At 65.7% G+C, this 21,608-nt stretch carries 15 protein-coding genes and 1 riboswitch; all 15 genes read right to left on the reverse strand.

Going from position 1 to position 21,608, the window contains the following annotated elements; all coding sequences use genetic code 11:
* Nucleotides 1–30 precede the first annotated feature (30 nt).
* Nucleotides 31–202: riboswitch (M-box (ykoK) riboswitch) on the reverse strand.
* 134 nt (nt 203–336) lie between these two features.
* The gene (locus tag A5636_RS24040) at nt 337–1,542 is read right to left on the reverse strand and encodes a PPE family protein (protein WP_065161195.1); all 1,206 of its coding nucleotides are present in this window, start codon (nt 1,540–1,542) and stop codon (nt 337–339) included.
* Between the two features lie 38 nt (nt 1,543–1,580).
* Nucleotides 1,581–2,846 carry a PPE family protein gene (locus tag A5636_RS24045; RefSeq protein ID WP_065161196.1) on the reverse strand — a complete coding sequence of 422 codons (1,266 nt, stop codon included), beginning with the start codon at nt 2,844–2,846 and terminating at the stop codon, nt 1,581–1,583.
* A 451-nt stretch (nt 2,847–3,297) separates the two neighbouring features.
* Nucleotides 3,298–5,130, reverse strand: coding sequence for a type VII secretion AAA-ATPase EccA (gene eccA, locus A5636_RS24050; RefSeq protein ID WP_065161145.1), 1,833 nt, complete (start codon nt 5,128–5,130; stop codon nt 3,298–3,300).
* Entirely contained in the window at nt 5,127–6,335 is a 1,209-nt protein-coding gene (gene eccE / locus A5636_RS24055; RefSeq protein ID WP_065161146.1) for a type VII secretion protein EccE, read from the reverse strand. Before eccE ends, eccA begins: the two co-directional genes overlap by 4 nt.
* Complete coding sequence (gene mycP, locus A5636_RS24060; protein WP_065161147.1) at nt 6,332–8,191, reverse strand: type VII secretion-associated serine protease mycosin; 1,860 nt, start codon at nt 8,189–8,191, stop codon at nt 6,332–6,334. Before mycP ends, eccE begins: the two co-directional genes overlap by 4 nt.
* Entirely contained in the window at nt 8,169–9,680 is a 1,512-nt protein-coding gene (gene eccD, locus A5636_RS24065; RefSeq protein WP_065161148.1) for a type VII secretion integral membrane protein EccD, read from the reverse strand. Before eccD ends, mycP begins: the two co-directional genes overlap by 23 nt.
* Before the next feature lie 269 nt (nt 9,681–9,949).
* Nucleotides 9,950–10,852 (reverse strand): ESX secretion-associated protein EspG, encoded by a 903-nt coding sequence (locus tag A5636_RS24070; protein ID WP_065161149.1) that lies wholly within the window; start codon nt 10,850–10,852, stop codon nt 9,950–9,952.
* 98 nt (nt 10,853–10,950) lie between these two features.
* Nucleotides 10,951–11,235, reverse strand: coding sequence for a WXG100 family type VII secretion target (locus A5636_RS24075; RefSeq protein WP_036358749.1), 285 nt, complete (start codon nt 11,233–11,235; stop codon nt 10,951–10,953).
* 26 nt (nt 11,236–11,261) lie between these two features.
* Entirely contained in the window at nt 11,262–11,558 is a 297-nt protein-coding gene (locus tag A5636_RS24080; RefSeq protein ID WP_081287972.1) for a WXG100 family type VII secretion target, read from the reverse strand.
* 322 nt (nt 11,559–11,880) lie between these two features.
* Nucleotides 11,881–12,180, reverse strand: coding sequence for a type VII secretion system ESX-5 target PE19 (locus tag A5636_RS24085; protein ID WP_036361188.1), 300 nt, complete (start codon nt 12,178–12,180; stop codon nt 11,881–11,883).
* 321 nt (nt 12,181–12,501) lie between these two features.
* Nucleotides 12,502–13,734 carry a PPE family protein gene (locus A5636_RS24090; protein ID WP_065161151.1) on the reverse strand — a complete coding sequence of 411 codons (1,233 nt, stop codon included), beginning with the start codon at nt 13,732–13,734 and terminating at the stop codon, nt 12,502–12,504.
* Between the two features lie 10 nt (nt 13,735–13,744).
* The gene (locus A5636_RS24095) at nt 13,745–14,044 is read right to left on the reverse strand and encodes a PE family protein (RefSeq protein WP_065161152.1); all 300 of its coding nucleotides are present in this window, start codon (nt 14,042–14,044) and stop codon (nt 13,745–13,747) included.
* A 47-nt stretch (nt 14,045–14,091) separates the two neighbouring features.
* A complete protein-coding gene (locus A5636_RS24100) occupies nt 14,092–15,315 on the reverse strand; it encodes a PPE family protein (protein ID WP_065161197.1) in 1,224 nt (407 codons plus the stop codon).
* Nucleotides 15,316–15,857: 542 nt separating this feature from the next.
* Complete coding sequence (gene eccCa, locus A5636_RS24105) at nt 15,858–20,024, reverse strand: type VII secretion protein EccCa (RefSeq protein ID WP_065161153.1); 4,167 nt, start codon at nt 20,022–20,024, stop codon at nt 15,858–15,860.
* Entirely contained in the window at nt 20,021–21,544 is a 1,524-nt protein-coding gene (gene eccB / locus A5636_RS24110; RefSeq protein WP_065161154.1) for a type VII secretion protein EccB, read from the reverse strand. Before eccB ends, eccCa begins: the two co-directional genes overlap by 4 nt.
* Between the last annotated feature and the right edge of the window lie 64 nt (nt 21,545–21,608).

Genomic DNA, 21,608 nt, shown 5'->3' on the forward strand with positions numbered 1-21,608 from the left:
AGATGAGGACACAACGGGAAAACCGTTGTACCAGCACCTCTCTCGACAGAGCTTTGGCACCACACGGCGTATCCGACAGGTGTCGGAAGCCACTTGGGCTCAACCCTTAAGCCGGGAAGAGCTGTCCTGACCCTGGGCGTCTTTCGACGTTCGAGGTCAGTGGCCTGTGTCCGTGCAGACGCCTCACCTAGCGAGGTGCATGCAAAGGCCATCGTGGCACTCGAAGCGATAGGAGTCAACTCAGCATGCGGAACATTATCGAAAAATCTGCGCGAAGCAATATCGAAGAGGCCCGACTGACCATTCCTGCATGTCTCGCGAGAATTAGCGACGCATTTATCCAGCCGCCACCGGGCGGGGCATGATGGTCAGCTTGAATCCGTATCGGGGTCCGTTGCCCCAGCTACGGGTGTAGACATTGCCGGCAGGCACTCCGGGTATTCCGGGTGGTGCTGCCGCAGCCGCGGGCGTAGCACCGGCGCCCATCGAACCGGCACCCGGCGTGGCGATGCCGCCACGGCCTGCCAGCTCGACTGCGGATGTCCAACTCGGTGGCACGGACAATCGTCCGACCATCGTCGCTTGGCTGGTGCCGGCGGCTACTCCCGATGCGCCGGGCGCGCGGGTGAGTGCGGCGCCGGCTGACGCGGCATCGGCCGCGGCCGGTGCGGCCGCCTGGGAGGTGCCTTCTGCTACCGCTTCGACGTCGGCCATCGCGTCGGTCACGCCGGGTGTGATCAGGGCGGGCGACACATACTGGGCTGACACGAGCGCGTTCACCAGGTCGGAGTTCAGGAAGATCCCGTAGGGGTTGCCGTCATTGCCGTCCAGGAAGTTCAGAAGGTCGGCGAGCAGACCGGTCTGTGGGAGCGAGTCGAAGGGCGACGCCGCCGCTGGCGATCCGAGTTGTTGCAGGCTCGCCGGCACCGCGGACATCAGCTGCGGCAATTCGGATTCCGGGAGTCCCGAACCGGCGGCCTGGGCAACGGCTGCGGCCTGCCCCGCCTGGCCGGACGGGTTGGTGGTCTGGTCGGGCTCGGTGAACGGCGTCAAGATCGCAGCTTCGGCGGCGCTGACGGCATAGGCGTACATGGCAGTCGCGTCCTGAGCCCACATCTCGGCGTACTCGGCTTCCGTGGCGGCGATGGCAGGAGTGTTGATGCCCAGGAAGTTGGTGGCCACCAGTGCCAGCAACTGCGCCCGGTTCGCCGCGACCACCGGTGGCGGCACCGTCATCGCGAACGCGGCATCGAAGGCGGCCGCGGCCGCAGCGGCCTGACCGGCGGTCTGCTCGGCCTGCGAACCGGTGGCACTCAGCCATGCCACATAGGGCACCGCCGCGGCGGCCATTGCCGCCGACGCTGGACCCAGCCATCCGTCACCGATCAACGTGGCTATCACCGACTCGTAAGCCGTTGCGGTCAAACGCATTTCGGCGGCGACGGCATCCCAGGCCGTCATGGCGGCCAGCATCGGCGCCGAACCCGGACCGGTGTAGATGCGCAGCGAGTTGACTTCAGGTGGGAGTGCTCCGTAATCCAATACCAGCACCTCCTTAACCGAGACGGTTCTCCCTCCTGTCAGCCGGCAGCTGGCGGACGCCCCATGATCGTCGGCCGGAAGCCATAGCGCGGCGGGTTGCCGAAGCTGTGGCCGTACATGCCCGCGCCCGGCATACCGGGAAAACCGGGCATACCCGCCGCGGCTTCCGGCGCGGCTGCGGTGCTGGTCCAGCCGCCGCCGGCGGCTGCGGCACCGGCGTGATTGACCACCGAGGTCGCCGCCGTCCAGGTTTGCGGAACCGACAGCCGCCCCACCATTGCCGACTGATTGATCCCAGCCGCTACGCCGCCTTTCGAAAACGACGCCTCGGCCACATCCATCAGCGGCGGGATGTTGGTGGGATTGGCGGGCGAATCCGCCGGAATCCACAACCCGTTGCCTGAGCCTGAACCCATCGGCGGTATTGCGGCCCCTTCTTCCGCGCCCAGGGCCACCGCATTGATATCGGCCAACCCCGCGAAGACGGCGGGGGCGACGATCGCGGGGCTGGTATATCCGGCCGACACGAAACCGTTGACCAGGCTGGAATTCAGGAAGATTCCGTACGGGTTCCCGTCGTTGCCGTCCAGGAAGTTCAGGATGTCTGCGAGCAGGTCGCCACCAGGGAACGCTTCTGCAGCTGCCGCCGGCGCCGAAAGTCCTTGCAGCGTCGAAGGTACCGACGACATCAGTTGCGGTAGCTCCGATTGCGTCAGGGTCCCCGTGGCGTTGCCGGCCGCCTGGGTGACCGCTCCCGCCTGCGCCGCCTGGCCGGCCGGGTCCGTCACTTGCGCCGGTTGGGTGAACGGCGTCAACGTCGAGGCGACCGCCGAGCTGGTGGCGTAGCCGTACATCGCCGCCGCATCCTGGGCCCACATCTCGCCGTAGGCTGCCTCGTTCGCGGCGATTGCCGGTGTGTTCTGACCGATCAGATTGGTCGCCACCAGCATCTGCAACTGCGCGCGGTTGGCGGCGACCGTGGCCGGGGGGACGGTCATGGCATAGGCGGCCTCATAGGCCCCTGCTGCCGCCGCTGCTTGACTGGCAGCCTCTTCCGCCTTGACCCCGGTCAGAGTCATCCAGGTCAGATATGGGGTGATCGCGGTCAGCATCGATTCTGACGCCGGACCCAGCCAGCCGTCTCCGGTCAGCACCGAGATGACGGTGTCGTATGCGGCGGCTGTGGCATGGAGTTCAGCGGCGAGCCGGTCCCAGGCGGATACAGCGGCAAGCAGCGGCGCCGATCCGGGGCCGGTGTACATCCGCAGCGAGTTGACTTCGGGTGGTAATGCGCCGAAATCCATGGTGGTCACCTCCCGCCCGGGGCGGCCGGAGACAAAGCGGATAACGTTGCGACACAACTGAATTGAGTGGAAGGCATCGGACTCTCCTCGGAGATGGTCCGACCCGATTACGGACGTTGGCCGCGGTGGTGGTGTCGGGGGGCTTCCGCACGCACGTGCGGCCCAGTGGGCACCGTGCGCCGGATGGGTGCGCCAGCCGATTCCGACGACGGGAAAGCGCCGTGACCGGATCGGAAAGGAATGGTCATCGAGTTCGTACGGTCGCTGTTGATCGGCCCAGTGCGGCCCCCCTCCCGTCCCTGTCGGGGCACACGGGAGCGCCACCGTGAATGCACAATGCTCGTCCCGGCTCGAGTGCACACAGCGTATCGGGCTGAAGCGGTACCGGAGGCTTGTTAGGCAGAAACCATATGTCGTGGCGGGCGGGGGTTCTGCGGCGCCGGACCGGGGGCTACTTGGTCTTCTTCTCCGCGACTGCGGCGCTGAGGCCCTCGGCGAGGTCTTCGCGGGTCAACTCACGGAATCGACGCATTTGCGCTTCGCTGAATTCGGTGAGATCGCTGTTGAGGACGGCGTCCAAGTCTTCGTCGTCGAGCCGGAAACTGCGGTGATCGCGGGCCTTCTCCACCACGTTGCGCACGAAGCCGGCGTTGCCCAGCATGTCGATGCCGCGAATCAGGTCGCCGTCTTCGGAGTAGGTCTCGTCGGAGTAGAACTTGGTGTACGACGGCAACAGGATGGCGGCCTCGTGCTCGGTGATGACGTCTTCGTTCTCCCGGCCCATCAGGACGGTCAACGCGACCAATTCCTCGGGGGTGTAACTGTAGAACTCGATGACGGTCGAAAACCGCCGCCGTAGACCCTGATTCACCTCGAGCATCTTTTCCATCGCCTTGGCGTACCCGGCGCCGAAGACCACGAGTTCGTCGCGATGATTCTCCATGTACAGCAGCAGCGTGTTGATGATCGCGTTGCCGTACGGGTCACCCTGCGAATAACCCTTTTCGTGCAGGGTGTGCATCTCGTCGAAGAAGACCGCGCCGCCGAGCGCACCTTCGAGCATCTCTTCGCAGTTCTTCTCGGCGTCGGCCATGTACCGGCCCAGCAGCTTGGTCCGACTCGTTTCCACCACCAGCGGCTTGCGCAACACCGTCAACCCGCACAGTTGCTTGGTGAAAGCCCTTGCCACTGAAGTCTTTCCGGTCCCGGGCGGGCCGAGCAACAAGGTGTGCCGGGACGTCACAGGAACGGGCAACCCCATCTTGGCGCGCGCGAGGTTCACCTTGGTTGTCGACTTGATGAGCTTGATTTCCCGCTTGGCCTGCTCCATGCCGAGCATGGCATTGAGTTCGGCGTCGCCCTCACTCAGGTACTTCGCGGCTTCTTCGGCATGCCTGGCGGCCTCGGCCTGCGCCCGCGTCGGCGCACTGTCCGGGTCCCACGGATCGGTCCGTGCCTCAATGGTTTCCGGGTCGGTCAGCACCAACCGGAAGTTGGGGTTATCCAAGGCCTCACGGGCGGGGGTGAATTTCGCGTCGCGTGAATACACGCGACGGAGCAACTCGACGCCCTCCTCTTCGCGGCCTACATGCCGCAGACACATGCCTTGGGTGTATAGCGCGATGTTCGCCGCCCCGGGCACCCGGTCGCCTTCGATCGCTTCCTGTCCCCGCCGGAACGCCTCCTCGAATACCCCGAGCGAGGCCAGTGCGGTGGTGGCCATTGCGGCGCCGGCCGCCTTCAGTTCGGGATGGCGCCAAGGTGTGGATTCGGGGAACTGTGCCAGCACGTCCGGCCACCGCTTGGTGCGAAAGTAGAGCACGCCCCGCACGTAGCTGACCAGTTCCGTATCGAACGGATGCCGAGGTTCGGTCGAGTCGAGTAGATCCGCAGCCTCTTTGTAGCGCTTGTTCTCGGCCAGGACGGCCGCATACGCGCAGGCCAACGAGTCCACGCTGGTCACCGCCAGGCGCAAAAACAGCCCGTCGGAAACCTCCGGGCGGAACTGCAGGTCGGTTACGCCGAGTCGACGGGTCTCCCAGCCGAAGGTTCGCACCGCCGCCCATGCCCCGGAGAGCACTTCGATGCTTTGGTCACCGGCCAGTATCCGCGCCAGCCAGGCATCGCACATGCCCGGATCGAGCGTGGTGGCGGTGGCGAACATCTGCGCCGCGACCTGCGGGTTGTGGCTGGGCTGTAGTCCGTTGACCGAGATGCCCGAGGCCAGCAGCCCGGCCAACATGGCGTTTCTGGCATCTTCGGTAGTCGACTGCGCGCGTGTCATTGCGATGCTGAGCTGATGGCGTGCTTCGGCTCAGGACCCACTGGCAACTCCACCTCGTCGTGGTCTCGTACTTCACGGCCGGGCACGACCAGTTGGGAACGGCTGGACGGGGCCGGCAGGCTGGCTCGCACGGCGGCAAGTTGGCGACCGGTGAGCCGGTTGAGCCCGGTCCAAAGTTGCTTGGGCAGCCTGGCCTCGCTGTGATAGCGCACCCACGCCGACAACTGCGGGCGCCCGGCCTGCGTCGTCAGGCGCAGGGTGAGTACGGTTGCGCCGACCTCCGGAGCGTCCGATAGCCACAGCTCGTTGAGCGTCTCCGAGTCGATGTCGGTAGGCGTAACCCAAAAGCTCGTCACAAAGCCGTTGAAGTGTTTGAGGTGCCGCCACCCGGGACGGCTCCACGTCGCCTCCAGGTCGGCCAGCACCGCGCTGTCCACCTCGGCCAGCTCGTCAGCGGTCAACGGACGAGCCGCACAGCTTTGCCCGTCGAGATCCTGAACCAACCGCTCGGTAGCTGCGACCATCGTCGAGGCCAGCGAATCGCGGCATACCACGGCAGCCACATTGCGCTGCGGGTTCAGCCGCAGCACCAGCCAGGTTCGGCGGAGGTCGGTGCCAGGCTGATCCCCGACCATCCCCCACTCCTCAGGGCCCCACTCCTCCAGCGACGCCGTCGCCTTCGCGGCTGCCGCACCGCCCCGCACCCGCACCGACACAATGTCGATGTTGTCGAGATGAATATCGAACTGGCGCAACCCATCTGCGACCGCAGCGACCGGCAGTGCCGGCACCGATCCGGACCGATGCCGATGCCGGCCGGACGGATCACCCTCGCCGCCACCAACCTCGACCACGGTGACCAGCTGCCCCCGGTACTCACGCACCCCGACGGTGTCACGCCCGAAACGCCGGGAGTAGTCGACCGCCGGTGTGCAACCGGCTCCCAGGGCGGTGCCCGGATCGGCGGACCAATCCCACAGCCAGGCAGCGACACCTGAGGTCATCGTGATGCCGTGATAGGTGACCAGCGACAGCAACGTCAGCAGCGCGGCAATACCGACGCCGACCCACCACGCGATGCGGTTGTCGCCCTGCCATGAGTCCGGCGCGTGACTGGCAATCACCAAGATCACCACGTCGGCCAAGAACACCGCGGTCAACCGCGGCCAGGCCAACGTCAATCCGAATTTCCGCTGCGACCTCATCGTTGTTTCCGCGATCGTCGCATCAATGTCGCTGTACCGAACACTGCTCCGCCTATCAGTAGTGCCGCAGTCAGGCCTCCGGTGGCCACCCACACCGGCGCCATATTGCGCGGCGCGGGCGCCTTCGGCAGTGACAGCGGGGCTGAGAGTTGCTTGGGGGCCTGAGGGGGTCCCTTGGGGACATCCCAGGTCAGTGCCGCTACCGGGTCAACCACACCGTATCCGACTTGGTTGTCCACGCCCCGCGCGGGCGACCTGGCGGTGTGCATAAGGCGTTGCATGACCTGGTAGGCCGACAAGTCTGGGAACTTGGCCCGCACCAGAGCGGCCACACCGGAAACGATGGCAGTGGCGAAACTGGTGCCGGCCGGAACCAGCAAGGTGTTGTCCGGACCATCGATGGCGTTGATCAATCCGTCGTCGCGGGGCGAGAGACCCATGACGTCGGTTCCCGGTGCGGCAAGCCCCACCCAGGGCCCGGCAATGCTCATCTGCGACATCGGCTGACCATTGGTATCGACCGCGCCGACGGTCAGGACGTAGTCGCTGAACCACGACGGTGTCACGACGGTCGTGACGGCATTCCACGCCCGGGGATCGTTCGGCGACAGCGGGTCGAAGGCCGGATTCTGCTTGCAGTCCTTCTTACTGTTGTCACCGGCTGCGGCAACAATCAACGCGTTCTTGTCGACGGCGGCATAGTGCACAGCGGCGCCCAGAACACGCTGGTCGATGGGGTTACGGGCACTCATGCAGGTCACATCGGAGATATTGATGATCGACGCGCCCATGTTGGCAGCATGCACGATCGCGCGCGCCATGGTCTGGACATTGTCGATCTTGGCTGCCGTTTGCGGATCTTCGTCGCCGGTGTAGGCATCCTTGAGCCCGAACGCTTGGCTCGATTGACGAATCGAGATCAGCTCGACCTCCGGGGCGATCCCGCTGAACGCGTCGGGCGGCGGTCCGGGCGGGGCCGGCGGCGGCGCAGCTGTGGGACTGGGTGGTGCGGACGGGGTGCTCGATGGCGACCCGGACGTGGACCCGGTGGGGGAAGACGTGGGGGAAGAGGTGGCGGACGTGGACGGTGACGGCGAGTTCGACGGCGTCGGCGCCAGCGGCCGCGGGTGGTCGACAGGCTGCACCTTGGCGCCCCCGGAGTAGCCCGGAATCGTCACGGTGCCTCCGCCGCGATTGCTCGACGGGGCTTGACCTGGCCCCGGTGCCGGACCGGGCCCGGCTCCTTCCGACGGCGGCGGCGCGGGTGCTGGGATCACGGTGATGGTCGGACCTGGCACCGGCGACAGGGTCACGGTCTGCGGCGGCGGTGGCTTCTCGGTCGTAGGCACGGTGACCGGTCTACGCGGGGCCGCAGGCGGCGGCGCAGCACCGCTGGCCGGGGCGGCCCCGATCATCGAGGCCACCAGGGTGCCGTGGGCGTCGCAGTCCGACAATCCGTCCCCGCCGGCCATGACGTAGTCCCCGCCCGGGATCAGACGCGGCAGCCGCGGGTGCGGCGTTACCCCAGTGTCGATGACGGCGACCTTCACCCCTTCGCCGCGGCCGAACTGCCACGCTTCGTTGAGGTTGAGCATCTCCATGTACTTGGGCGGAATTTTGAAGTCGGTGCCAGGCATGACCCCGACCTCGGTGCAGTAGGAGTTCTGTTTTGTCGGCGCTATCGGGCCAGGTGGGCTATCCGGTGGCAGTGCCCCAGGGTCGATCACCGGAGGCGAGATCGCGTATGCCGGAGGCATGCCGGCAAGTGCGCCGACGGTCAGCAGCATCGCGGCGAAGGTCGCGCTGGTTGCGCGACCGCGCCACGATGGCCTGCTACCGGTATCGAATCGCTGCATAGACGTTCATCAACCACAATGCCAGCGGGAAGATCGGAATGAGGCAGATGTACTCGAGCCACTCCACGAACTTCCGGAACAGCGGACTGTAGATGGTGTTCGGCACTACCGCTGCTGCCGTCATACCCGCTACCGGGAAGAGCACCAGAATCGCGGCCGTAACCGAGACTGCCAGCGGCGACGACAACACCAGCGCGTAGCGCACCAGCACCGCGGCGATGATGATCACGCCGGTGCTGGCCAATGTGATGGCCTGCCAGCGGTCGACGTAGGAGCGGCCGCGCAGCAACAGGAAGCCGGTGGTGAAGCACGCGAGTAGCAGCGGCAGCCACCGTTCACCGGCGTGCGGGTTGCACAACGCGGTCAGGCACACCACTACCAGGACGCCGAGACCCACCAGCAGACCGCTCAGGAAGGAGCGGGCGCGCTCGGCCTGCAGTAGCACGTCGCGGACCGACGCCGGACCTTCCAGGGTCGGCGGTCCGCCCTCGGAGCGCACCACGGTGGTGGGCAGGTCCGGCCGGGCCTCGAAGACCCAGCGGCTGGTGGCCGACGGGAACACCGGCAACCGGATGCCCGCCAGCCGGCGGGACAGAGCCGGGGCGGCGTGGTACAGGATGACGCTGGCCAGCAGCAGGCACGCGAGCATGGTCACCGCGCTGGTGGCCGCGACCATGCGGGCCACGCTGGCGATTGTCGTCAGCGCGGTGACGGTCACGATCGCCGTGTAGATCGCCAGCCGGCGGCCGGTGAACTTCAGCGCCAGCGTCGCGGCGACGGTGATGACTCCGAAGCCCAGCACCGCCTGCGGAGAACCGACCGGACCGGGCGGGGCGGCCGCGGCCGCGACGGTGAGTGGTACCAGCCCGCTCATCAGCAGAATGTCGCCGACCCGACGATCCGCGTCCGTCTTGGCGCGCATCAACAGCATGATGCTCACGGTCAGCACGAGGACGGCGATCACCGCGGCGAAAATCGTGGTCAGCCAGGTGTTGTGGTGCCACCGCCACCAGGCGAGTACGCCGGAGGCCAGCACCACGCCGGACGCCACCATCGAGGCGCCGACCTGGACGGCGACGACCGGGTCGATCGCAGCGAATCGCTTGCTCAGGTTCGACGAGACCGCAGTGGAGATGTGCTCGATGACCTGCGATCGGTGCTCGCCGTCCGGAATGAAGCGGATCCAGAGGCGGTCGCCGTCGAAGACGTCCTGCTCGGTCAACGACTGCGTGGCGCGCAGCGGCGAGCCGTCAACCAGGCACAGGGCCCAGCGGCCCCGCCCGGTGGCTTCCAGCGGAGTCTCGCCCAACTCCCGGAGCCGGCCGTTGATCACCTTCAGCAACGGATCGGTCATCACCGAGACCGGAGCATTGGCGTCCAGCAAAACACCGATCTGGACGCCTTCGCCGGCCATGATCCCGACGACGACAGCTCTGGGCGACGTAACGCCAGCTACGTCGGCCTGTGGCGCATCTGCTACTGCGGTCACTGTCCTGCACCCCCTGCCACAGCAATTGTGTGAACGGTTGTCGGTCGCGCGGGGGGCAACGTCGTCGTATGCACCGAGGCGCCGTAACCCCTACGGGGTTGCGGCTGGACTGATTCCGATTTCATTTGCCTCGCCTCGCGATTGATAGTTGTGGTTGACGTGATGTTTCAGTTTTCGCGGCGTGCTTGAGAGCAGTATGCCGTGTTGACATCCAGCTCGCATTTTATGTTGAAAAATGTTGCCACACTGCGCGATTCGTAACAGCGCTGTTAAACCCTGCTGTGCGTTTTCCACTCGCCGTACGGCAGAGTGTCCAAAACTGTCTTCACGCCTACCTGCACGAGTTGCGGGGTAGCCGGGCAAATAGCCAGCCACGCCTCGCCGGAGCCTGCGGTGCGGGCTTGTTGGTATAGCGCGATACGGCCGCCCGATCCGTCTTTGAGTGACAGCACCGAAGCGCTGGGACCTTTCGCGTCGTCTCGGTACTGCCGGGCGTAGACAGCAACCTCGGCAGCAGGATCGGACAAAGCCTGGCCGAGTGCCGCGACGGTGGACGCGCTGATGCCCATGCGCCGAAGATCGCCACCGGAGAAGACGTTGAAGTCCGATTCCTGCCAAGACTTGGTGGCCTCGAGCATCTCTTCGAGCGGCACGTTGACGGCGTTGATTGCTGCCGGGTCGGCATGATGGATCGACTCGAGACCGTCGATCACGAGAGCGGCGATCGAGGCGCTGTCCGACACGGTGACATCGTCGACCGTGATGTCGTTGCCGACTCGAACCGCGGAAACCCAATGTTGGCCTCGCCGGGCCAGGACCACTCGGAACTCATTGTCAGGAATATCGCGCGAACCAGGAACCTGACTCTCTTGGTCGACCACGCCGTAGAGCAGTTTGCCGCGGGACAGCAGCGCGACCACTTCGAGGTCCGGCGCGGCGAGCACTTTCATTCTGGCTGCGACATGCTCGTTGACCGTGTCGCCCACCACGATGCCCTGCTCGCGCATGACCGCCATGCCTGGGTGCTCGTTGAGCCAGTCGTTGTTGTCGGTGGAGACGTATGGCCGGCACCGAAGTTCGGGCGCCACGTGCCGTATGTCCAGCAATGCCTGAAGCATCCAGAACCCGTCGACGTTGACGGTGATGTCGGTGCGGGTGCTCTGTTGATCCATCCCTGCCCTCAGTGGTCCTCAGTCATGCAGTATCCATTGACTGCAGTACGCGGCAGCACACCGTCTCGCTTGGTGTGCTGCCGCGTCTGCGGTTGGTGTCAGGCCCAGCTGGAGCCGACGGCGCTGTCCGTCTGCGCCATGTTGTTGCCGGCGCTCTGAACCTTCTGGCCGTGCTGGTTGGCCTGCTCGTAGATCACCTGGAAGTTCCGGCCCAACTGGGCAATGAACTCCTGGCAAGCCACCGAACCGGCGCCGCCCCAGAAGTCACCGGCAGCCAGCACATCGCGAACGATGGCCTGGTGCTCGGCCTCCAAGTTGGCGGCCTGGGCGCGGATGAGCGCGCCGTGCGCGTCGACATCCCCGAACTGGTAATTAATGGTCATTGCTGAATCCTTTCTGGGTCTGCGAGCTAGCTGCTCAGGATCTGCTGGGAGGCCTGCTCTTGCTGCTCGTAGTTGTTGGCGTCCCGGACGAGTCCGTCACGCACCCCGTGCAGCATGTTCACAATGTTGCGGAACGCCTGGTTCATCTGTCCCATGGTGTCCAGCGAGGTGGCCTGCGCCATACCGCTCCAGCCCGCACCGGCGATGTTCTGCGAGGACGCCCACATCCGGCGGGCCTCGTCCTCAACAGTCTGGGCGTGGGTCTCGAAACGGCCCGCCATGTCCCGCATAGCGTGCGGGTCGGTCATGAAACGCGTAGTCACGTGATAACTCCTTCTTCTGCTACTTATTGCCTGATGTCTTGTAAGACGCGATGGCCGATCGGCTGCACGAATGCAACTACCGACCGGAAAAAATCGGACTATCCCCCTTTTCCGTCAGCCGGCGGCCACCGGGCTATGTAGCGGTCGGAAGGTTGTCAGTCCCAAACCCCGTTGTCTGGGTGACGGCGAATGCAGGTGATCCGAAGCAACGGGCCCCGACCAGGCCGGAAGCCTCGAACTCACCGCCGGGTGGGAGGGTGCCATGGAGTTCATGTCCCTAGCTCCCCTCCCAAGTCTCGATTGGTCTCAAACGCGGTGTTCGTCAGCCTGCCGCGGCCGCGTTGGCGGCCTCGGTTGCCGCGTACGAACCCGAACTGGTGGTCAAGGTATTGACGAACATCTCGTGGATGGCCGCGGCCTGCGCGCTGACGGCTTGGTACATCTGCGCGTGCGCGGCGAACTGAGCCGCGGTCAGCGCCGACACCTCGTCAGCGGCTGCTGGAACCACGCCGGTCGTCGGCGCTGCGGCCGCTGCGTTCTGAGCACTCATCGTGGTGCCGATGCCCTGCAAGTTGCCGGCCGCTGCGGCCAGCGCCTCGGGCTGTGTGGTGACAAACGACATGCTGGTTTCCTCCCTTGTTCACCCCAACATCCAGTCTCTGCCACAGAGAGTAGAGGACTGCGTTGCGCACGGTGGCGTTCGATGCCGCGAGTTCCCATTTGTTCACTTCGCGGCAATACGAATTCACCTGCTGTAACGACACAGTAACAGCGTCTGACCTGGTTCGGAGCGTCCTGGTAGAGACTTCATAGGACACGGACAGACGATTTCGGGTATCGATGCGCGAAATGCGCTTTGCAAGGCGCTTTGCAAGGCGCTCTGAAACGCGCTTTGAAATGCATCCGTGCAGAACAGCGGGCTAGCTCCATAAGAAAACCGCCGTCATCCCGCGAACGGTGGCCGTGACATCACCGTCGGCCTGAACCCATACTTCTGGCCCCCCGCGGCGTTCCCCGCCCCCGCGCCGGCCAGTGGGAGACCGCCGAGTAGGTTCCCGGCCCCGGATTCTGGCGCCGCGCTGATCGTCGACACCGGTAGCGGTGCCGCGTGGCTCACCGTCGGACCTATTCCGGCGATGGCGGGAGGTACGGACAGCTTGCCGAGGGATGCTGCTTGGCCCACGCTCGCTGACACCCCCCCGCCGCCGGAGCCCAGCAAGCCGCCCAAGCCACCTAACCCGTGTGCCGCGTTGCCGGCGGCCGATGCGGCGGCGGGGGCAAGTCCCTTGCTCAACGACAACAAGGTGTTCGCCATGCCGGTGGAGAAGTACGGCAGACCCTCGATGTTGTAGGCGGGACCCGCGAAGTTTCGGAACGCAGTGATGAACCAAGCTGGGTTCAGAGTGCTGTTCCCGCCGATTCCCGTCAACGCCGAACCGATGACCGAGTTCGGGTTGAAGGTCACACCGGTCAAACTCAACGGCGTCGTCGGATTCAGCCCGATCAGGCCGGCGTTCGCGGGACCCACCAGGTTGGTCAACTGCGCCTGCAAGCTGCTAACCAGGTCCAAGATGGACTGCTGAGCTGACCCGGCCGCGGTTCCGAAGGCGTCCGTGACCGAGGCGGCTTGCAGGGCCGAGGCGGCCGGGCTAACCACTTGTGGCGGGGAGGCGACCGGGGTCACCGCCGCGGTGGCAGTCGAGGACGACGCCGCATATTGGTACATCGTCGCGGCGTCCTGGGCCCACATTTCCCCGTACTGCGCCTCCAGTGCCGCGATCGCGTTGGTGTTCTGGCCGAACACATTGGTAGCCAGCAATTGCATCAGTTGCAGGCGATTGCTGATGACGAGTTGCGGAGGCACCATCGCCGCCACGGCGTTCTCGTAGGCCGCGGCCGCCGCACTGGCCTGGCTGGCGAACTGTTCTGCCAGGCCGGCGGTGTCGCTGATCCAGGCGACATACGGAGTGGCTGCCTCGGTCATCGACGCCGACGCCGGACCTAACCACTCTTCGCCGGTCAACTGCGTGATCACTGTCTCGTAGGCCAACGCCGCCGAGTTGAGTTCTGCGGCGAGGCCGTTCCACGCGGAAGCGGCGGACACCATCGGTGCCGATCCCGGACCGGAGTAGATCAGCACGGAGTTGATCTCCGGCGGTAGCGCTCCGAAATCCATAGCCTTTCCTTTATCTGCTCGCGGCCGCGTTGGCGGCCTCGGTGGCTGCATACGACCCGGCGCTGGCGCCCAAGGTCCGGACGAACATTTCGTGGATGGCGGCCGCCTGCGCGCTGACTGCCTGGTACATCTGGGCGTGCGCGGCGAATTGTGCCGCGGTCAACGCTGAAACCTCGTCGGCGGCGGCGGGGACTACCCCGGTGGTGGGAGCAGCGGACGCCGCATTTTGGGCGCTGAGCGCAGAGCCGATGCCCTGCAGGCTGGCGGCAGCCGCGGACAGTGCTTCGGGTTGTGTCGTCACGTAGGACATTTCTGATCTCCTTCTTCGGATGACTTGTCGGACAACAGGATTGACTTCTAACCCGCGGATGGTGAGCGAGTCAGCACGCTGTGACGGAAGCCGTACTTGGTGACGTAACCCTCCGCCGTACGCCGGCCCGCGCCGCTCATCGGTATTCCTCTGAGCAAGCTCGACGACGTAGCAGCGTGGGCAGGATTCACACCCGCCCCGAGGCTCTCGGTTCCCGTGGGCAACGGTGTTATCTGCGCAACCGTCGTCGCAGACCACGTCGGCGGAACCGAAAGTTTGCCGATGGCAGTGGCCTGGCCCCAGCCGGCGGATACCGGACTGCCCCAAGCTCCTATTGCCCCGGGTGGTGTGAGTGCGCCACCCAGCGCTGGGTTGGGCGCTGGAGCGCCGGGCAGCAAACCGCCGCCCCATGCGACCAGGGAATTGACGGATCCCAGTGCGAAGTAGGGGTAATTGGTGACGGAGTTCCAGATGTTGGTGGAATTGCCGAAGATCGTCGCGACGAGTCCGTTGGACCCCACAACCCAGGGCGGAACGACCAATCCCTCTGGGGCGAACGAGAATCCCAGCTGCGTCAGTACCGAGTCAAACCCGGCTACCGGCGCAGAATTGAGGATCGCCGATCCAAGTTCGGGAAGCGAGGAAGGTAACAACGTCATCGGCGCGACGGCAGCCGCGGAGTTGCCCGCCGGAACGGCAAGGGCTTCGCCGACGGCCGCCGCCTGCGCGGATACTGAATCCGCGTCGGCGGTGATAGGGGGCTCGGTGAACGGGTTCAGTACCGACGCGGTCGCCGAGGAGGCGGCGTACCCATACATTGCGACCGCGTCCTGGGCCCACATCTCGGCGTACTCGGCTTCGGTGGCCGCGATGGCTGGTGTGTTCTGACCGAAGAAGTTCGTCGCGACCAGCACCGCGAGTAACGCCCGGTTGGCCGCGACCATCGTCGGCGGCACGGTCATCGCGAACGCGACGTCGTACGCCGCGGCGGCTGCTCGGGCCTGCATGCCGGCCTGGTCGGCCTGCTCGGCGGTGACGCCCAGCCAAGCCACGTACGGGGCGGCTGCGGCCATCATCGCAGCGGAGGCCGGACCTACCCAGGGTGAGCTGGTCAGTTCGGTGACGATCGAGCCGTATCCGGCGGCTGCCGTGCTCAACTCGGCGGCTAGCCCGTCCCACCCCGCCGCGGCGGCCAGCATCGGCCCCGATCCTGGTCCGGCGTACATCCGCCCCGAGTTGATCTCGGGCGGAAAAGCTCCGAAGTCCAACACCATCCCTCCTCAGCCGACCGCGCTCGCGCGCCGGGTCGTCGCCGTGGCGTCATCTGCAGCGGTTGCACGGCGAATCGATACGGCCGGGACGGCAATGTCCCTGGCCGTTCTCCCCCAATAGATTTCGCCGCAACCAAGAAAAGCCGCGAATACTAGCATCATTTGCTACTTGATGGTCCGTCACAGAACCGTTGCATATCAAACACATTAGATTGCACCCGACGCTCAGGTCGCCCAGGACGCGAACAATTCACTCCCCGCAAACCGATGTTCAGCTTTCGTTCAACAAACGGTCAGGGCTGGACCGTGCAACGTGGCAAAACGGGACTTAGGAGCAAATCGGTGCCTTCGATTCGGTCCACCGTCCGTAGTTATGCCTACGCTATGAAAAGTCGTCTCTGACAAATTTTCTATGACGGTCATAGAATTTGGCGCGCACTCCGAGGTCGGCTCCCGCCGCCACCAGTAAACACAGCCGCCGCGCGGGAGACCCGCGCGGCGGCTGTGTTGGTGACTTGCCTGGGATTACTTCTTGCCTGGGATTACTTGTTGTGCACCTCGGTGGCCGCGACCTGGACGAAGACCCCGGTGTCCTCTGCCATCAACAGACCCCGACCACGGGGCAGCGGACCGCCCTTCATCTTGCCGCGAATGAAGCCCTCGTCCGGGTCGGCATCCATCACCAGCAACGGTGCGTTGGCCTGATGCAGGGCCCGCAGCATCGGGTCGCTGCCCGCCGAAGACCAGCCACCAAACGTGCGGGTGACGATCACGTGCAACCCGACGTCGGCGGCGCGGGTCACGAACGGAACGACCTTGTGCAGTGGTGAGTCGAAGCCCGGCGGCAACTGCTGAATGTCGTCGACGATCAGGAAGATTTCCGGACCGCTCCACCAGGCCCGCGACAGCAGCTCCTCGGCGGACAAACCCGGGGGTGGCTCACGTCCGGCCAACGTAGCGGCCAGCTCGCCCATCATTGCCACCACGCCGTCGAGGTTGTAGGCGAACCTCTCGACGTAGTCGGACCCCAGCGTGGTCAGCAGTTGCCGGCGCGGGTCGATCAGCCACACCTGTGCCGACCGCCGTCCCGCCGGCGGCGTCGGCGCGCTGGTGGCACCCGGCGCGTACAGCCGACCGATCTCGGACATGATTGTGGCCAGCGTCGTGGTGCGCCCACATTCGCGACGGCCGGTGACCATCAGGTGCGAGTTCTCGGCGAAGTTGAGGTACACCGGTTGCAGGTCCAATTCCGATATGGCCCAAGCGATTCCGCCGGCACCGACACCCTGGCGGGTATCCCGTGCCGCCAATTCGCGTACCTGCTCCACGCCGAACTTCGCCGGCAACCGCCGTACCGGCGGTGCCGCAGCGGTGGTGAGCCGGCTGACCGCCGCGATAACGCTGTCGCTCTCGAACACGTTGTTCGATGTGCTGCCCAGCGCCGGGCGTGCCACCAGGGTGTGCAGACCGGCCTGCGGGTCGCTGTCCAACCGAACGTAGTTCACGGCCACCATGCCGCGGCCCGGCTTGACCGGAACGTCCTTGGCGAACCGGGACCGCACCAGCTTGGCGTCCTCCACCGCGGCCAGGCGCAGCTCGACACGGGAACCGAAACCACTGCGCACGGGTGGCCGTAGCTCCGATTCGCGGTCGGCGGTGACAACCACGTGCACGCCGAAGGACGGACCCTGGTTGATGATCAGGTTGACCTGGTCGATCAACACCTCGTTTTCCTCGGCCAGCGCCCGGTAGTTGTCGATGACGAGATAGACATCGCCGAACCCGTCGTTGGGCACGGGTCCCGCTTCGCCGCCGAACTTGCGCCGGCGGAACATCTCCATCGACGCAATGCCGTACTCGAGGAAGCTGCGCTTGCGCTCACGCACCAGCGCCAGCAATTCGGCCACCGTCCGGCGCACCCCGTAAGGATCGGTGGGGCCGGCAACTTCGCCGACGTGTGGCAACCGGGCGATGGTGGTCAACGCGGTGCTGCTGTACGACAAGCAGTAGAACTGAACCTGCTCGGGAGTGTGCGTCAGGGCCGCCGAGCAGATCAGCGTCTGCAACGCCGTCGTCTTGCCCGAACCACCGGCGCCCAGGATCAGCACGTTGGCGCCGGGCCCAGAGGTGTCCACGGTCCACGGCGGCTGGTCATGCTTGAACGGCCGGTCGATGATGCCGATCGGGAACACCAGGTTTTGGGCCGACCCGTAGTCCTTGTGCCATGGGTGGCCGAGGAAGCGGTTGACCAACTCGTCGATGGCAACCGGCTCGGTCAGCGGCGGCTGCCACAACCGGTACGGCTGGAAGTTGATCCTACGGAGCTGGTCGATGATCACGGTGCCGACCTTCGGCGTCCTGATCGCTTCCTCTTGCTCTTCCTCGTTAGCGGCGCCGTTTACCTCGCCGTTGGTGTAACTGGGCACCGCCGGCTCGACGCTGGGCCCGCCCACGCTGACCTCCAGCGGGGTGAACGAGTTGGTGAACAGCTGCGGGCGCACGTAGTCGATGCTGTGCACCAGAACCGGCGCTTCTTCCCCATCCACACTGGAAATGCGCAGGTAGTCCCGCCACAGAAACTCGGCCTGGAAGCGGATGATGTCTTCCAGGCTTTTCCGGAAGTACCCCAACCCGGCCTGGGCGGGCAGATTCACCGCGTTCGGCACGCCGGCCGCCTGAGCCGCCCCCGCGGTGCGTGCTTTCAGCACCAACCGGTAACCCATGTTCTCCATGAGCTTCTCGGCGCGACTCTCGATGGTCTGCGAGGCCATCATCAGGTGGATCCAGTACGCACGTCCCTGACGCCCGATGGAGTCCAGCACGTCGACGGCCGTCGGCATGATCCGGAACCACTCGTAGAACTCGTCGATGACGACCACCAGCATCGGCAGCGGCGCCATGTCCTGGCCACGGGCCCGCATTCTGGTCCGGACCGAGTTGTACTCCTTGGCGTCGTCCACACCGGCGCTGTCACAGATCGCCTTGCGGCGGGCGATCTCGCCCCACAGCGCGTCCAGGAACCGTTCCATCAGCGCCTGGTCTTCTTCCAGGTCAGTGATGATGCGCGAAACGTGCGGGACCCCGGCGAACGGCTTGACAGCCGAACCACCCTTGAGGTCGGCCAACACGAACTGCAGTTCCTCCGGCGGGTGGCCAAGCATCAGCGACTCGATCACTGTGCGCACCAGCGTCGACTTACCGGAACCGGTCGTACCCGACATGACCCCGTGCGGGCCGTCACCGCCTTCGTCCAGCGACTTCATGTCCAGGAACAGCAGCTCGCCATTGTCGGAACGATTGCCGAACGGCACCCGCAGCCTGGAGCGGCCCATCGTGTCGGTGCGGCTGCCCCACAGGTCCTCGAAGTCGATCGCGGCCGGATCATCGATGCCGTAGTAGGACAGGATGTCGCGGGCCCCGATGTGAGCCACCCGCTGACCGATTTCTTCATAGGCCTCGGCCAGCCGCCACTGCGCCAGTTTCTGAGCGAACTGCTCGGCCTCGGCGATGCTCATCTGGTCGGTCAGCGCGAAGAACCACGCCTTGTCGTCGATCACCATCCAGGTGTCGCGGTCGCGCGGCAGCGCCTCGATGACGCCGACCTTGTCGAACTCGAGCTTGCGCTCGGGGACGCCGGTCCACATCGGTGATCCCGTCAAGTCGAAGAAGGTGACGCCGTCGACGCCCTCGGCGCTGATCACGTACTCCCACTGGGGGTCTTCGACGTCGGCGATGATCACGTGGTGCGGCGTGGGCGTCTGTGCGGACGAGCTGGCGTGCCGGGGCGTGAACGATCCGCGACCGGCGAACAGCTCGGCCTGCTCGGCGGCGAACTCGCGCACAGAGCTGTAGACCATCCGGGCGCTCCCTGCGGCGTCAGTGCGGCGCGCATCGCCGAAGTGCGGTAGCCACTTCACCCAGTCCCACTCGTCCAAGTCGGAACTGACCACGACCAGCCGGACGTGGTCCGGGCCGTGCGAGAAAGCCAGCTGGCAGATGATCGCCCGCATCAGCCCGAGCACCTGCTCGCGCTCGCCGATCAGTGCGTACCAGGGCTCGACCAGCACCGAGATCATCTTCGGCAGGTTGTAAACCACGCTCTGGTAGCGACCGAATTCCTGCAGCGCCTTGCCCGTCACCGGCTCCAGCTCGATGTCGGTCGGCATGTTCTGCGGCTCACCCCAAGTCACCTCGGGCCGCGTCATCCCCACGCCCACCCGGACGACACCGAAGTTGAGGTCCTTGCCGTCGGGCTTGCGCTCCCACATCCGCGGCGATCCGACTGCCGCCGCGAGGGTGTCGGGAGCCGGGTGGAACCACCGGTAGTTGGCGTCCATGCTGTCGGCCGACTCCTGCGCGGTCTCCCGCAGCATGTCCAGCATCAGCATGAACTGGGCCCGCATGGCGTCCAGCTTGGGTCGGCTCATTTGTTGCTGACCGCCGCCGACCCCGCGGAACATCATCAGCATCATCCCGCCGACCATGAAGATCGGGAAGATCGAACCGACACCGCCGAACACGTGCGAACCGCTGGCAAAGGTCATGGCGACCATGCCGCCCAGCAGGCCGATGACGACGACACCCACCACGATCAGCCACCAGGGCTTGCCCTCCGGCGGCGGGATGCTCAGCGGCGTGGGAAGGACGATGTTTTCCGGCTTGATTACCGGAGGCTTCTCCGGTGTGGGTCGTGCAAAACCACGTTTCACTTCGGTACCACCAACTCTGCAGGGGTCATATCCAGGGGTAGCGTGTCGTGCTCGACCAGGGCGTCCGCTCGGGACAGCGTCGGGCCCTGCGGCAGCAACCGCAGCGCCACCCATGGCGCCAGGCTGGGCTGCAAGGTCAGGCCGAGCGCCTCGCGTGATTCTTTGGTGTCGTCCACCCCGAACCGCGCGCCGGCGTTGGTCAGCCACCACAGCGACTCGGTCGTCTGGGCGCCCGGGTTGTTGCCCGTGACGGCGACGAAGTTCGCGTAATTCGGGCCGAAGTAGACCTGATCGGCCTCGCGCCCGGTCATGTCAGCCTTGACCAGGTTGACGACCCGCTTCAGCTCGCTGGCCTTGATCGGCAGGGTCGGTCCGGACACCACCTGCACGCGGGCCCGGTTCTCACCGCTGGTCCGTTCCCACCACCAGCAGGTGGAGGGGTTCTCCCGGATGTCCAGCACGTTGAGCGGATTGTCGGGATAGGCGGACAGGTCCAACCGGTTGACCACCGGCATCCTGGCCAAAGCCGACGGCTCGACGGTCACCGGCTTGGAGTTTCCGGGGCGGCCCGCGTTCTGCAGGATCTGGGCCACCAGCGGCGGCAGCGTCTGCACCCCGTCCACCAGTACCAGTGAATATTGTTGTGGCCCACTGATTTGCGGCGTTACGAGAATCGTGCCGACCGGTCCCGGAGCGCCGGGGAAGGTCGCCGCGGCTCCGGCGTTGGGCACCTCAGGAACGAGCAACTCGGGTCCGACCGGCAGGGCGTCGTAGAGGGCGTGGCTCATTGGCCGCGCCTGACTGACCTGTTCTGGCGTCAGGCCCAGCGGCAACAACACCGAGCGGTCCGTCGCGTCGATCTTGGACCGGCGCCCCTCCCGGATCACCCAGGTGTTGCCGCCGTAGCTGAGCACCACGGCGTCCGATCCCTTCAGCACCCGACGGCGCCCGCTCATGTCCGGGGTGCCGTCGATCACGGTGACGGTTACGCCGCCCATCGAAGCCACCCCGCCCGAGGGCCCACCCACGGTGTCGCAGACCAACCACGACGACGCGGGAGGATTCTTGGGCGAGAACTCATTCGGCGCACCCGGGATGCCCACCAGGGGCCCATGCGGCAGGCTAGCGATCTGGCTGCCGCGGACCAGGTGCGGGTTGTCCGCCCGCCCGGTGATCAGCCGCGCCGACGCCAGGTTGAGCGCCGGGTACAGCCGGTCCCCGACCTTGACGTAGAGCGCGCCCGAGTCGCGGTCGGCGATGATCGGAGCGTCGTTGATCTGACCGGCCGGGCTGAGGAACGAGTACAGCAGCGCGCCCAGGCAGATCACCAGGGCCGCGGAGACCGACGCGACGACCGCGAGCGTCTGGCGGCGACCGGGTTCGATCTCCATACGCACCCGCCAACGGGTCAGCGCCATCGCAGTGCGGCGGGCCAGGAACTGATACCCGGTTACCTGGGTCCGCGTCGACAACCCGAGGCCATACCCCGACCCACGTTGCCCGCGGCTATGTTCGGCCACGCTTGATCACCTCTCGGTCTGCCAAAAATTCTGAATATGTCAAAGCGCCCTGATCCGTAGCCCT

Origin of the sequence: Mycobacterium asiaticum (genome assembly GCF_001673315.1) — a bacterium.
Classification (GTDB): domain Bacteria; phylum Actinomycetota; class Actinomycetes; order Mycobacteriales; family Mycobacteriaceae; genus Mycobacterium; species Mycobacterium asiaticum_B.

Bases quoted from the DNA above. Each gene is read 5' to 3' on its own strand.
- eccA (WP_065161145.1), bottom strand. From the start codon at position 5,130: ATGACACGCGCGCAGTCGACTACCGAAGATGCCAGAAACGCCATGTTG.
- A5636_RS24075 (WP_036358749.1), bottom strand. From the start codon at position 11,235: ATGACCATTAATTACCAGTTCGGGGATGTCGACGCGCACGGCGCGCTC.
- A5636_RS24095 (WP_065161152.1), bottom strand. From the start codon at position 14,044: ATGTCCTACGTGACGACACAACCCGAAGCACTGTCCGCGGCTGCCGCC.
- A5636_RS24070 (WP_065161149.1), bottom strand. From the start codon at position 10,852: ATGGATCAACAGAGCACCCGCACCGACATCACCGTCAACGTCGACGGG.
- A5636_RS24090 (WP_065161151.1), bottom strand. From the start codon at position 13,734: ATGGATTTCGGAGCGCTACCGCCGGAGATCAACTCCGTGCTGATCTAC.
- mycP (WP_065161147.1), bottom strand. From the start codon at position 8,191: ATGCAGCGATTCGATACCGGTAGCAGGCCATCGTGGCGCGGTCGCGCA.
- eccE (WP_065161146.1), bottom strand. From the start codon at position 6,335: ATGAGGTCGCAGCGGAAATTCGGATTGACGTTGGCCTGGCCGCGGTTG.
- A5636_RS24045 (WP_065161196.1), bottom strand. From the start codon at position 2,846: ATGGATTTCGGCGCATTACCACCCGAAGTCAACTCGCTGCGGATGTAC.
- A5636_RS24085 (WP_036361188.1), bottom strand. From the start codon at position 12,180: ATGTCGTTTGTCACCACACAGCCCGAGGCGCTGGCCGCAGCGGCCGGC.